The sequence below is a fragment of the Marinobacter alkalisoli genome (assembly GCF_045449795.1).
Taxonomy (GTDB): domain Bacteria; phylum Pseudomonadota; class Gammaproteobacteria; order Pseudomonadales; family Oleiphilaceae; genus Marinobacter.
Map to the genome: position 1 here is coordinate 532,038 of NZ_JBJJLB010000016.1, position 13,162 is coordinate 545,199.

Consider the following 13,162-nt stretch of genomic DNA (forward strand, 5'->3'; position numbering starts at 1 on the left):
TTTCCACCCAATACGGAAACAAAGGCCTGTTGTCCATGCATTCTTCAGAACCCGGGTATTCCCCCGCAAAAATCATGTTGATCGTGTTTTCCCTTGCGATGGGCGGGTTCGGGATCGGTACCGGAGAGTTCGCCATTATGGGGCTGATGCCCAGTGTGGCGCAGGATCTTGGGGTTACGGAACCACAGGTCGGGCATCTTATCAGTGCTTATGCCCTCGGTGTTGTGGTTGGCGCCCCTGTGCTGGCCATCATTGGCGCACGGTTCTATCGTCGACACCTGCTGATCGCGCTCATGGGCTTCTATGCCCTGGGCAACCTGGCAAGCGCCCTGGCGAGCGGTTATAGCTCATTGCTGATTTTCCGGTTCATCGCGGGATTGCCACACGGCGCCTATTTCGGAGTTGCGGCATTGGTGGCTGCCTCTCTGGTTCCGGCCAACCAGCGTGCCAAAGCTGTTAGTCAGGTGATGATGGGGCTGACACTGGCCTTGCTGCTGGGAAACCCGCTCGCCACGGCGCTCGGCCAACACCTGGACTGGCGCTACGCCTTCGGCTTCGTTGGAGCGATAGCCACACTGACTGCGTTGATGATTATCGTTTTCCTGCCCCTGGACCGCCAGGAAGAAAAACAAAGCCCGCTGTCCGAGATCAAGGCCTTCAATCGGGCGAAAATCTGGTATCCGCTGGCCATCGGATCCATCGGCTTTGCAGGCATGTTCTGCGTGTTCAGTTACCTGGCACCGACACTGTTGCACGTAACGGACGTGGATGCGTTCTGGATACCGGTTGCACTGGCAGTCTTCGGCCTCGGCGGGTTCGTGGGTAACATCCTTGGTGGCTGGTTATTTGACCGTCTGCGGTTTCAAGCCGTTGGCTGGATGCTGCTGTGGAGTACCGGCATGCTGTTGCTGTACCCCTACGCGACGGAATCCATCTGGACCCTGCTGATTGTCTGCTTCCTGGTCGCTTTGATGGTGGCCCTGGGGCCTGCCCTGCAAACTCACCTGATGGATGTGGCCGGTGGTGCCCAGACCCTGGCTGCTGCTTCCCATCATGCGGCGTTCAATGTCGCTAACGCACTGGGACCTTGGCTGGGTGGACTGGCCATAAGCGCCGGCCTGGGCTGGCAATCCACTGGTTACGTGGGCGCCGCAACGGCGGTAGCGGGGCTGGCCATTTTCCTGATGGCGTGGCGCCAACAATCAGGTGAAGCGGAGCCGGATTCCCTGGAGCGGCAATCGGCGATGTAGATTCAGAACAGACCCGGTGCTGGGTGCGTCGCCGGGCACCGGTCGTTCAGTACTTCCAGAATGGCGTTTTCCGACGTTGTTCAACAACATCTGGTGAGATTCCAACGTCCAACAGCAGGCGGGGGTCAGTGGTATGAACGAGGTGGAGGAAATCACGCTTCATTCTCCACCCTTTGTACAATGAGGCAGCTTTTTTCATATCAATCATCCATTCATAAGTAACGACAAAGGGCAAGCCGTAACCGGCTTTCATTAGTTACCTATGTTATAAAAAAAGCCTTACCGACCCTATACTTGGAAACCACTACGGCGCGTGGCTTCCAGGCTGGAGGGACTAGCTGATTATACCTATCCCTGTCCGTTGGATTTCTTCACGAGCGTCTGATAGAGGTCGTCCTTCAGTTGAAGGCGCTGCTGCTTCATCCGGTGCAGCTTGTCATCGCCGATGGGGGCATCCCTACGTTCCAACCCCTCGATTTCCTGGTCCAGCTCCGCATACCTTTTGAATTCTTCCTGGAATCTGGGGTCGTTCCTGTTCAGTTCGTCGATCAGTTCTCCGTACTGGGGAAATTCGTCGTGAAGCTCATGGCTGGAAATGCCCATTACCTCGTCTCCTTTATCTCGCAGCGTGTTTATTCAGGATGCCATTCTTACTCCGGATTTGTGAACAACCTCAGGAGGTTCAAATCCGTCGTCCTACAGATCCGATGCCAGACGCCCCAGCCCCAGTGAGGCCTTGAAGCTCTGGTATTCGTCCCGGTATACAATTGCCCCCAGAGCCATCGCCGCCTTGGTGGCCATGCGGTCGAAGCTCTCCCGTATCAACACGGGAATACTGGGCTTCAGCCGCACACTGGCGGTCTCAATCAGTACGGCCCCCATCACCAACAGGGCATCAATCCTCCGGTTATTCCTGTCGCCATCCATAATATGGCGCGCCAGTATCCTGGCATCCTCCAGTATCACTTTCTCCTCCTGGTTCAGGCTTGCGCCGTCAAACATCATGAAGCTCTGATAGCGTCGCGCCCTCTTCAGCATGAAGGATTCCTGAACGGCGGGGTCGGGCTCATCGGCTTCCGGTTGGGTGTTGAGAATGCCGTGGAGTCGGAAGTCGATCTCCCCTGCCGCCCGCTTCTGCTCAAAAACGTGCCTGATATCTGCCCGGGCCACCTCTGACGTACTCTCCATGGCTTCGGCGATAACCGCATCAAATGTGGTTTTCTCGACCATATCCAGTACCCGGCGAATGGTATGAATGGATTTCATGACATCCGGCCATAGACGGGGATCCGCTTGTTCCGGCTCGTCAGGCAGGCGGTTCCCGATTGCACGGGCGCTGAAGAACGCCTTCTCAACATCACGAATGGCAACTCCGGATTCATTCGCTACCCATCTGACGCCGTAATCATTGAGGTCTTCAATCAGGCTGGAGGTAAGGATTAGCAGATAATACTTCATGCCGAGTGGAAGGTCTGTCATCAACACTCCTTCTCATCAGGGATTCCTCCTTTAAGGTATAGCTTATTATGGGCCGAGTACCAGCTTTGTGTATGGCAGCCTTCGCCTTTGACAAACCGCTAATAGCTGGGGCCCATCAATAGGGTATAGGATGATTAAAAGAACCTGAGCATTGATCTGTCTATCCCGAGGAAGATTACACATGACGTACGCGCGAATTGTCGGCACGGGCTCGTTTCTGCCCGAGAATGTCATGACAAACAAAGATATGGAAAAAATTGTCGACACCAGCGACCAATGGATTCGTGAGCGTACCGGCATTGAACAGCGACATATTGCGGTAGAGGGCGAAACCACCGTTGATCTCGCTGAAAAAGCGTCACGACTCGCGATCGAAGCTGCCGGACTGCAGCCTGATGACATCGACCTGATCGTTTTTGCCACCTCAACACCCGACAAGATTTTCCCCAGCTCCGCGTGCATCCTCCAGGCCCGCCTTGATATTCATGGCTGCCCTGCCTTCGACATCCAGGCGGTGTGCAGCGGGTTTGTCTACGCCCTTTCCGTGGCCGACAAGTTCATCAAGACCGGTAGCAGCAAAAAGGCCCTGGTGGTGGGAGCGGAGCTGTTCTCCCGAATTCTGGACTGGGAAGACCGAGGCACCTGCGTGCTCTTCGGTGATGGCGCTGGCGCGGTGGTCCTGGAGGCCAGTGAGGAAACCGGCATTCTGTCCACCCACATCCACGCCGACGGCCAGTATGAAGAACTGCTGCATGTACCCTACGGCATTGGCGACGGCTTTGACCAGGTCCGGGCCGGTAAAGGCCATGTGCATATGAAAGGCAATGAAGTCTTCAAGATCGCGGTTAATACTCTTGGCAAGATTGTCGATGAGACCCTGGAAGCGAACCAGATGCAGAAGTCGGATATTGACTGGCTTGTGCCCCATCAGGCAAACCTGCGCATCATCGCCGCCACGGCCAGGAAGCTGAATATGTCCATGGACCAGGTCGTGGTGACCGTGAACAAGCACGGTAACACGTCCGCTGCCTCTATCCCCCTCGCCCTGGACGTGGCCGTTCGTGATGGTCGCATCAAAAAGAACGAAGTCGTCTTACTGGAAGCCTTCGGTGGTGGTTTCACCTGGGGATCGGCCCTGCTCCGTTATTGATCGTTCTGACCACCCGGTTTGCACACATTAGCCATCCCTGAAGCCCTGTTGGCGCTATATACTCGTTATTAAAAGTGTAGTGCCAATAACAAACAGGATTCAGGCGATGACGAACAAGGCAAGTGCAAAGAAGCCCTCCGTAATAATCATCGGAACCGGCTTCGGTGGTCTGTGCATGGCCATCCAGTTAAAACAGGCAGGGTTTGAAAGCTTCACCATGCTGGAGAAAGCCGGCAACGTCGGCGGAACCTGGCGTGATAACACCTACCCGGGCGCCGCCTGTGACGTGCAGTCACACTTCTATTCCTATTCCTTTGAGCCAAAGCACGACTGGTCTCGCAAGTTCGGGCTCCAGAAGGAACTGCTGGGCTACATGGAAAGCTGCGTGGACAAGTACGGGCTTACCAGCCATATCCAGTTTCACCAGGAAGTCACGCGCGCCGACTTTGATGAAGCCAGTAACACCTGGACCGTAACCACCCAGGATGGCCAGCAGCGCATCGCTGACGTGGTCGTGTCGGCCACAGGACAGCTGAACCAGCCTGCCTATCCGAATATCGAGGGAATGGACCGCTTCAAGGGAACGCTTTTCCACTCCGCACGCTGGGATCATGACTATGATCTGACCGACAAACGGGTTGCCGTCATTGGCACCGGGGCAAGCGCCATCCAGTTTGTGCCGGAAATCATCAAGCAGGTGAAATCACTCAGCCTGTTCCAGCGTTCCGCTGCGTGGGTATTGCCCAAGGCCGACCGGCCGTTCAAAGCCTGGGAGCAGGCTTTGTTCAAATCCGTCCCCGCATGGGATCGCCTCTATCGCTACATGATCTACTGGAAAAACGAGAGCCGCGCGCTGGCCTTCACCCGCTTCAGCGGTCTGCTGGAACTCTTTGCCCGCCAGGCCAGAAAGGAAGCCAGAAAACACGTTACCGACCCGGACAAGCTCAAGCACATCATTCCCGATTACAAGATCGGCTGTAAGCGGATTCTGATCTCCAATGACTGGTATCCGGCCATTAACCAGCCCCATCTGGATCTGGTGACCACGTCGATAGACCACATTGACGAGTCGGGCGTGGTGACGTCTGACGGCAAACATCATGACGTCGATGCGATTATCCTGGGCACCGGCTTCGCAGCATCGGAATTCCTGGCGCCGATGACCATCACCGGTCGTGACAACACCACCCTTAATGAAGCCTGGGCAAACGGTGTCGAAGCCTACAAAGGTATTTCCGTCACCGGATTCCCGAACCTCTTTGTGCTCTACGGCCCCAATACGAACCTGGCCCATAACTCCATTGTGTATATGCTGGAGTCCCAGGTGCGCTACGTCATGAGCTGCCTCAACACTCTGGAGAAGTACCCGGGGTCGGCCATGGATGTATTGCCCGAGCGCCAGAAAGCATTTTCAGACTCCGTCCAGACCGGGCTGGAAGACAGCGTCTGGAATTCCGGCTGCACCTCCTGGTATCTGGATGAAAACGGCCGCAATACCATTAACTGGCCTGGCTTCACCTTCAACTACCGGCTGGCGACACGCCGGGTGGACACCACGGATTATCAGTTTCTGTATCCCGCCGAAGCCCATTAAGTAAGCCACCACACCCAACAGACTCCCGCCCTGGCCGGCGGGAGTTGACGTTTCTGCATATTCATAGGATGATTGGTTCATCACTTCAACGGATCATAGACATGCCTCTTGTACCCATCAAAAAAGGCTCCCTGGTCGAAACAGCCATCGAAAGCCTCCGGGCCGCCATTGAGCAGGGACAGTGGCCAATCGGAACCCGCCTTCCCGTGGAAGCGAGCCTGTCTGAAGCGCTCGGGGTAAGCCGCAACACAGTTCGGGAAGCGGTGCGCGTGCTGGTACACGTGGGCATGCTTGAAACTCGCCAGGGGGACGGTACCTACGTGCGGTCCACCAAGGACGCCGGAGAAACCCTGCGCCGTATCGCCCGGGCCCAGCTGGGGGATCAGTTGGAAGTGAGAATCATGCTGGAAACGGAAGCATCCCGGCTTGCGGCCCGGCGGCGCACGGAATCCGATCTGGTGGCAATGACCAAAGCACTGGATGCCCGGGCAAAGGCCGGGGAGAACCTGGCGGCTCGCATCCGTCACGACGAGGCGTTTCACCATGCCCTGGTAGCCGCGTCCCACAATCCCGCGCTGACAGAGCTGTACGACTACTTCGCCCACGCTGTCTCCCGCACCATTGAAAGCACGGAAACAGAGCCAGACCTGCCTGAACCCTCCCAGGAAGATCATGAGTTGCTATTGGCAGCCATCCGGCGCCAGGACGAGGAAAAGGCGGAAACCCTGGCAAAAGCGCTTCTTAAGCCCAGCCTGGATACCTTGCGGGAAAGTCGGTCATGAAGTTGAGGGTTGATCCTTTCACCCTGCTGTTGCTGGGCGCCATTGTTCTGGCTTCCTTCCTACCGGTTACAGGCGGCGCTGCGGACCTGCTCGCAACCGTTGGCACGCTGGCCGTCGCCTTACTGTTCTTCCTTCACGGGGCCGCCCTGTCTCGCGAACAGATCGTCGCAGGGGCGACTCACTGGCGGCTGCACATACTGATCACTTCCCTCACCTTCGTGTTCTTTCCACTGGCCGTGCTACCGATCAACTGCATCAGCGATTTTGCCCCGCAGTGGATGCCGGAAGACCTGGGCCTGGGTTTCCTTTATTTGGGTGTCCTGCCCTCGGCGGTGTCGTCTTCCATTGCATACACTGCCATGGCGAGGGGGAACGTGCCGGCGGCCATTTGCAGCGCGGCAGCATCCAATGTGTTCGGGATGATGCTGACGCCCTTCTTGCTGTTACTGCTGGTCAGCACGTCCGGAGGCGGAAACTTCTCGGTGGCCGAAGCCCTGAAAGACATTGTGTTTCAGCTGTTATTGCCGTTTGCAGCCGGCCACGCCCTGCGGCCGCTGCTGGGGGGATTCCTGGCCCGCAACGAAGGCCTGATGTCGCGGTACGATCAGTGCGTTATCTGGATAATCGTATACTCCGCATTCTCCCACTCAGTGGAAAGCGGTCTGTGGCAGAACCTGCCGGTATCGGCAATCGTACTGACCATCGTGTTGTGCTTTGCCCTGCTCGGGTTCTTTATGGTGATGGCGCGTTTGCTGGTAAGACGCTTCGGATTCAGCCTGGAAGATGAAGCGGCGGTGGTATTCTGCGGCTCGAAGAAGAGCCTGGCCTCCGGGCTACCCATGGCCAAGGTGCTTTTCTCGGGTCACCCCGGATTCGGCATGATCGTGCTGCCGATTATGTGCTACAACCAGATTCAGGTAATTATCGGGGCCATTCTGGCCCAGAAGTACCGGGAAAAAATCGAGGCAGCTTCAGCCGCCGCCTCCCATGCCACCGAAGAGCGTCGCCAGAACGGCTAAACCGACAATCCAGCCAATCACCGCCGGCCAGAAATTGACCATTTGGGGCGGCAAATCTTCCTCCGCTTCCTGCTCCTGCGCATCCCGGGCGGCCTCCTCGTCTTCCCGGTTTTCCCTGACCACCTCGGTCAGACTGTTCCAGTCGAACCACTCGCCCAGGAACCTGGCAACGGGAGCCGGAAAAGTGCCATTTTCAGCCATTGGCCGCACGTTCTGTTCCAGGGATCGGCCTATCTCGCGCCTTACCCGGGGATAATCCGCAGGAGGCTCGCCAAGGATCGCCTTCCAGATCTGTGGGTCCTTGCTGCGCCCCGAGTCGTTCAACAGCGCGTTCACCTGAATCACCACTTCGCGAACCACTTGCTGCTCATTGGCGTTCAACGGCTGCTCATCGGGAACGGCGGCAACCGGCTCAGCTGCTGGAGCGGATTCTTCAGGCTGTGACCGCTCAACTTGTGGCGCGGGCTCCCGGCCCATCGCTTCCTGATACGCCTGCTTCAGGCGCTCGGCTTCTTCGCCAGTGGCAAATTTGCTCTGCCTTTCAAAGGCGGCTTCAATTTGCCGAGGATCGCGGGTCGGCTCAATACCGAGGATTTCCCAACATGTCATAGACGCGTAACGCTCATATCAGAGATTCATTACAATTTTGAGAGACAAATGCAGTGCTGTCACCTACGATACACAAAAGGCATTCAAGCAAGACACCGTCCATCCCTTAATCACTCGATTATAAAACGACTGCCATGCCTGTTACGAACTCTGTTGCCAAAACGTCATCCGGCCTGCACAAATCCGTCGTTCCCCTATCCTGTCTGACCATGGTTTTGGCAAGCTCGCTGCTGGTTTCCACCCCGGCCCACGCGGATACCCCGGAGCCTACAACGGACTTCTCCGACCTGTCATCCATCGAACCTCCCCTGCCGGAGGTGCTGACGACTACCCGGCTCCGTCAGCCAAAATCCCGGGTTCCGGGCACAACCACGATTATCGAAGGAGATCTCATCAGAGATCTCGGAGTGATGAACCTCGTTGAGGTATTCCGGCTGGTACCCGGCATGACGGTTGCCGAAGTGGGCAGCAACAACCCGGTGACCAGCTACCACGGTACGGTGCACTACGAACAGCGCCGGCTTCAGGTTCAGGTGGATGGCCGCACCTCATACCGCGCCAGCCTCTCTGATACCGACTGGCATACCATGCCCGTGCCTCTGGAACTTATAGAACGGATTGAAGTCAGCCGCGGACCCAACGCGGCGGCTGATGGCATTAACGCTTTCCTGGGCACCATCAACATCATTACCCGCTCGCCTGACGATACGGCGGGTGTTCAGCTCGGGGCCGTTTCCGGCTCCCGCGGCCATCTCAGGACTTTCGGCTCCGTTGGCGGCGCCAGTGACCCCTACAGCTGGCGACTGGCCTATGAAAAACGCAAATCCGACGGTTTCGACAAACAGGAAGACGATGATCAGTTCTATCCGTTCAATGACGGGCACGATATAAACACCTTCAGCTACGATGGCGTCGTCCGTACCTCGGACAGTACCAACCTGGAGCTGCGCGGCGGAGTTGTTGATGGTATCAACGAAGAAGACCTGCGAAAGAATGGCAAACTGGGAGCCACGGATCACCCTGACATCATCGTTGACGATTACTACCTGCAGACACGCTTGAACGTACATACCTCGGAAAACCACTTCTTCCATTTTCAAACCAGTTACCAGAATTATCAGCGTCGTCAACGTTGGCCTGTGTGTATTTCCGGCCCGGTGATCGACGGTATCCTTGCCGGAGATGCGCCCGAATTTGATTTCGAACCCGGCGATTGCATGCCGGGAGACAACCCGGCGCCCTTCGTTGCTGACCTGAATGAAGATATCGAAGAGTCGCGGCTTGAGTTCGAGATTCAGGACACCCTGTATCTCAACCCCGATTTCAAGTTGGTATCAGGGCTGGGGTATCGTAAAGACACCTATCGCTCCGAGACTTTCTTCAATGGCCGGGGCAACAATTATCAGTCCCGGGTATTTGCCAACCTGGAATACACGCCAGCCAAGTGGGTCACCTTCAATGCTGGCGGCAACTGGGAGAGCACTACAACTACCGATGACGACTATTTATCGCCACGGGTCGCAGCCAATTTCCTTATTACCAATAACCAGGCACTGAGGTTCGTGTATTCGGAAGCCGTTCGCACCCCGGATGCCTTTGAGCAACATCCTGACTGGGGATACCAACCGAGAAACATACGCCCACCCTACGATTTTCTGGAAGGTACACGATTCGAGGTCGAAGATCTGGTTAATCCGCAAACCTCAACTTTTGGTGAAGAACTTGAAGAAGAGCGCATAATTTCCCGGGAAATAAGCTATTTTGGTCAGTTCTTTGTAAACCAGGCCTTGTTGTCCCTGGAGGTTCGCTATTTCAATGATCACCTGACGGACATGATCAGCGGCATCATCAATGAGGAGGAGTGGTTCATCGCCAACAATGTCGATCTGGACCAGGAAGGCTTCGAGGTCGAATCGTCGCTTGACTACGCCGGCACCAAACTTCGAGCCACTTATGCTTACCTTGATCAGGATGGCCGTTATACCGGCGCCCCCGACGCACTTGACTCCAGAGATCAGGAGTATGTCGTTGAGCTTCTCGGTCGACTGTCCGTTCGCCACTCAGGGAGCCTTGCCTGGATACAGCAGTTACCTTTCGATCTTACGTCGTCTGCCACATTCTACTGGGCGGACGAATTCCGGAGATCTCAATTCGAACGTGCGGATTTCAGGCTTGCGCGCAGAATATTCGCCTCTAACTACAGTTACGAACTGGCCTTTACCGTGCAACACTATCTGAACAGGGAAACGGACCTGAGTCCGGATAACATTATTCAGAACCACAACCAGTTTTTTGTCGAAGCTGGTATCCGATTCTGATAAAGACAATGGAATGCACTTAACCCGGGAAGGTATGAAACTCGACAACCAGTCAATCAACGCCCGCTACTCAGGCAGGATGCCTGTCAGGGTGACTATTTGCCTTGTGTTTCTTGTGCTGCTGGCATGGCGCCCCGCAGTGAGCGAGCCTGGACCGGCTACCGCTATTTACGTTGCCGGTGCGGATACCAACGCCGCGCTCACAAAACACCTGACCGGCCTGCTGAGCGACGCGCTGGGCGACCGCTTCAGCCTCAGGCCCTTCAAGCCCGGCCAAACCTCCCAGGACGACAACAGCATCGTTATTACCCTCGGCCCCGAGGCGTTCAGTTTCGTCCATCAGGAAAGCCGCAATGTTCCCATTCTGGCGCTGCTCGTGGATCAACACTTCGTACAGGGGTACTCTGTAGACACCGAAGCCCACCTGGGTGCGATTCTGTATGCGCCCCCGTTGATTCGCCAGGCGGTCACAGGCAAAGTCATCCTGCCCCATGCCACCCGGGTATCAATGCTGGCCACTCCTGACAGTGCGGCGCTGTATGAGCAGGTTGTCAGCCAGCTACCGGACTTTGGTATGGAAGGACAGATCTTCGTCGTCAACAATACAGACAACCTGATCCCCACCCTCATCCGTGCACTGGATTACGGCGATTTTCTTCTCGCCGCAACCGATAACACCATCTACAACCCGCGAACCATCAAGCATATTTTACTGACGACCTACCGGCGTAATCGCATTGTCATCGGCCCCAGCCAGGCTTACGTTAAGGCCGGCGCCCTGGCCTCCACCTATGCTCCGCTGACACGGGTGGCTGAACTGGCTGCGAAAATTGTCAGTGATTACCAGGAAACAGGCCACTTTCCGCCAGCGGTACACCCGGAATCGTTCAGACTGGAAGTTAACCAGCAGGTCGCACGCTCGCTGAACATCCCCCTTCCTCCCGGGCAGGAACTTGTCATGGCCATCAAGGCCAGACTCGCCTCATTGACGGAGGGCGACGATGAGTAAATCAACGGGCAAACCAGCTCCCCTGGTCAGAAAGCTGATGCTCCTTGGGGCGGCCCCCGCCATTGTCATGTTCGTCGTGCTCATGGCGTTCTTTACCTCTGCCCGCCTTGATGACGCGCGCCGGGATCTGGCGGACAGCAGTCAGATGCTCGCTGACAGCCTGGCGCCCGCGGTTGAGTACGCGGTGGTTTCCGGCAATACCGTGGCCTTGCAACAGATCCTGACACAGTCTCTGCGGCGTAGCCGTGCGCAATGGATACGCGTGTCCGATGTCATGGGTAACGAGGTCGGCTTTGTAACCAGCACCGACGATGACACCATTAACGCCAGTGACACATTCGACATATTCGAGGCCGAAATCCTTCAACAACCACTGGATCTGGGAGGTAGCCGGCAAACCGAGTGGTTTGAGCCCGATTACGGGTTTGGCAATGGCGCCCTGCGGGTGGGAACCGTCCAGGTGGGCGTCAGCAAGGAACAACTGGCGGCGCGGCGAAGCGACATTCTCTGGACGTCCGTTGCCGTTGGCATAGCGCTTTTGTTGTTCACCATGCTGATCGTGAACCAGACACTGTCTGGCATACTGGCACCGATTCGCGGACTCTCCAGCCGTGTTAAACGGCTTATTGAGCTGGATTACAGTCAGGCGCCGGTAAGCAAAAATCATAAAACGAGAGAAATCCTGGAGTTGGAAGAGAATCTTAATGCTCTGGCTAGGCACTTGAACTCCCTGCAGGAATCCAGGGCCCACACCCTGGCTGCCTCGGAAAGCGCCCGTACCAAGGCAGAGTCGGCCAATCAGGCGAAATCCGAATTCCTGGCGGCCATGAGCCATGAGCTGCGCACGCCACTAAACGGCGTGCTCGGCATGATTGAGCTGGTAGCCGAGGAGCCCCTCTCCCCGCGACAGAAGGACTATTTGCTGACCGCCCGGCAGTCAACAGAAGACCTGCTGACGGTGATTGGCGACATATTGGATTATTCACGAATCGACCGGGACATGCTGCAACTGGAAAACCGGGAGTTCGATCTTCGTCAGTTGCTCACCAACTGTGTCGCCAGCTACAAACTGCTGGCGGAACAGCAGGGGCTTGCGCTGACTCTTACTTACTATGGCGACTGGCCAGACAAGCCATTTGTTGTTGGTGACGCCCCCCGCATAAGACAGATCCTGGCCGGACTGATTGACAATGCCATCAAGTTCACCAACGCCGGCTACATTACCGTTCAGGCGGGCTGGCTCTCTCTGGAAGACAATTGCGTGGTGCTCAGTTGCGCCGTCAGCGATTCCGGATCGGGTATTCCCGCCGATCGCCTGAATGATATTTTCAACTCCTTTGAGCAACTCGACAGCGGCGACAATCGCGGGCACGGCGGCACCGGGATGGGGTTATCGCTGGTACAGAGGCTGGTCGAACTGATGGGCGGGCACGTGCAGGTGGAAACCGATCTGGGCAAAGGCTCCTCATTCCAGTTTGAAGTGCCCTTTGAGCTGGCGAACAAGGCTCCGCTACCCCGATCTCCCGAGCAGGACCTACCACCGGCACACGATCCTTCTTCGAGGGCTTTGGTAGTTGAAGACAACCCTGTAAACCAGAGGGTTGCCACGGCCCTGCTTTCCCGCCTTGGTTTCGAAACTGACGCCGCCAACAACGGCAGGGAAGCGCTGGAGCTGATCCAGACCAATCACCACGGTTATGACGTAATCCTGATGGATTGCCAGATGCCCATCATGGACGGCTATGAAACCACACGGTGCATCCGGGAATGGGAGCAGAGTAACGGTCAGGGCGGCACGCCTATCATTGCCCTGACCGCGGATGCCCTGCCCGGAACGGAAGCGAATTGCCAAAACGCGGGCATGAACGACTACCTGGCCAAACCCGTTCGAAAGGAAAGTCTGAGGAATGTACTCAGCCGCTGGATAAAGCTATAACCGGCGGCTGGACATC

12 protein-coding genes are annotated in these 13,162 nt (G+C 56.5%); 8 read left to right on the top strand and 4 right to left on the bottom strand.

The annotated features are described in order from the left end of the window. The first annotated feature begins 35 nt into the window (after positions 1 to 35). Positions 36 to 1,250: an MFS transporter gene (locus ACJO3M_RS06950; RefSeq protein ID WP_407000643.1), complete on the top strand. Its 1,215-nt coding sequence runs from the start codon at positions 36 to 38 to the stop codon at positions 1,248 to 1,250. A 46-nt stretch (positions 1,251 to 1,296) separates the two neighbouring features. Here ACJO3M_RS06950 and ACJO3M_RS06955 read toward each other — a convergent pair whose 3' ends face one another. From ACJO3M_RS06955 to ACJO3M_RS06965, 3 genes are all read right to left on the bottom strand, one after another. After that, positions 1,297 to 1,503 (bottom strand): hypothetical protein, encoded by a 207-nt coding sequence (locus ACJO3M_RS06955; RefSeq protein ID WP_407000644.1) that lies wholly within the window; start codon positions 1,501 to 1,503, stop codon positions 1,297 to 1,299. Between the two features lie 95 nt (positions 1,504 to 1,598). Further along, the gene (locus tag ACJO3M_RS06960) at positions 1,599 to 1,853 is read right to left on the bottom strand and encodes an HP1242/YdcH family protein (protein WP_406984407.1); all 255 of its coding nucleotides are present in this window, start codon (positions 1,851 to 1,853) and stop codon (positions 1,599 to 1,601) included. Between the two features lie 93 nt (positions 1,854 to 1,946). Beyond that, positions 1,947 to 2,729 (bottom strand): hypothetical protein, encoded by a 783-nt coding sequence (locus ACJO3M_RS06965; protein ID WP_407000645.1) that lies wholly within the window; start codon positions 2,727 to 2,729, stop codon positions 1,947 to 1,949. Positions 2,730 to 2,910: 181 nt separating this feature from the next. Here ACJO3M_RS06965 and ACJO3M_RS06970 point away from each other — a divergent pair, with 181 nt between their 5' ends. The 4 genes from ACJO3M_RS06970 to ACJO3M_RS06985 all read left to right on the top strand — a co-directional run bounded on the left by ACJO3M_RS06970 (position 2,911) and on the right by ACJO3M_RS06985 (position 7,274). Then, positions 2,911 to 3,879, top strand: a complete 969-nt coding sequence (locus tag ACJO3M_RS06970) for a beta-ketoacyl-ACP synthase III (protein ID WP_407000646.1) — start codon at positions 2,911 to 2,913, stop codon at positions 3,877 to 3,879. A gap of 106 nt (positions 3,880 to 3,985) precedes the next feature. Further along, the gene (locus ACJO3M_RS06975; RefSeq protein ID WP_407000647.1) at positions 3,986 to 5,473 is read left to right on the top strand and encodes a flavin-containing monooxygenase; all 1,488 of its coding nucleotides are present in this window, start codon (positions 3,986 to 3,988) and stop codon (positions 5,471 to 5,473) included. A gap of 101 nt (positions 5,474 to 5,574) precedes the next feature. After that, the gene (locus tag ACJO3M_RS06980) at positions 5,575 to 6,255 is read left to right on the top strand and encodes a FadR/GntR family transcriptional regulator (protein ID WP_407000648.1); all 681 of its coding nucleotides are present in this window, start codon (positions 5,575 to 5,577) and stop codon (positions 6,253 to 6,255) included. Continuing rightward, on the top strand, positions 6,252 to 7,274 hold the full coding sequence (locus ACJO3M_RS06985) for a bile acid:sodium symporter family protein (RefSeq protein ID WP_407000649.1): 1,023 nt from the start codon (positions 6,252 to 6,254) through the stop codon (positions 7,272 to 7,274). The genes ACJO3M_RS06980 and ACJO3M_RS06985 overlap by 4 nt, the downstream gene beginning before the upstream one ends. Here ACJO3M_RS06985 and ACJO3M_RS06990 read toward each other — a convergent pair. Next, entirely contained in the window at positions 7,227 to 7,883 is a 657-nt protein-coding gene (locus ACJO3M_RS06990) for a J domain-containing protein (RefSeq protein WP_407000650.1), read from the bottom strand. The genes ACJO3M_RS06985 and ACJO3M_RS06990 overlap by 48 nt on opposite strands. A gap of 209 nt (positions 7,884 to 8,092) precedes the next feature. Between ACJO3M_RS06990 and ACJO3M_RS06995 the strand changes: the two genes are divergently transcribed. From ACJO3M_RS06995 to ACJO3M_RS07005, 3 genes are read left to right on the top strand one after another with little or no spacing between them, the layout of a single operon-like run. After that, a complete protein-coding gene (locus ACJO3M_RS06995; protein WP_407000651.1) occupies positions 8,093 to 10,201 on the top strand; it encodes a TonB-dependent receptor plug domain-containing protein in 2,109 nt (702 codons plus the stop codon). 13 nt (positions 10,202 to 10,214) lie between these two features. After that, the gene (locus ACJO3M_RS07000) at positions 10,215 to 11,210 is read left to right on the top strand and encodes an ABC transporter substrate-binding protein (protein ID WP_407000653.1); all 996 of its coding nucleotides are present in this window, start codon (positions 10,215 to 10,217) and stop codon (positions 11,208 to 11,210) included. Next, a complete protein-coding gene (locus ACJO3M_RS07005) occupies positions 11,203 to 13,146 on the top strand; it encodes an ATP-binding protein (protein WP_407000654.1) in 1,944 nt (647 codons plus the stop codon). The genes ACJO3M_RS07000 and ACJO3M_RS07005 overlap by 8 nt, the downstream gene beginning before the upstream one ends. The last annotated feature ends 16 nt before the right edge of the window (positions 13,147 to 13,162 follow it).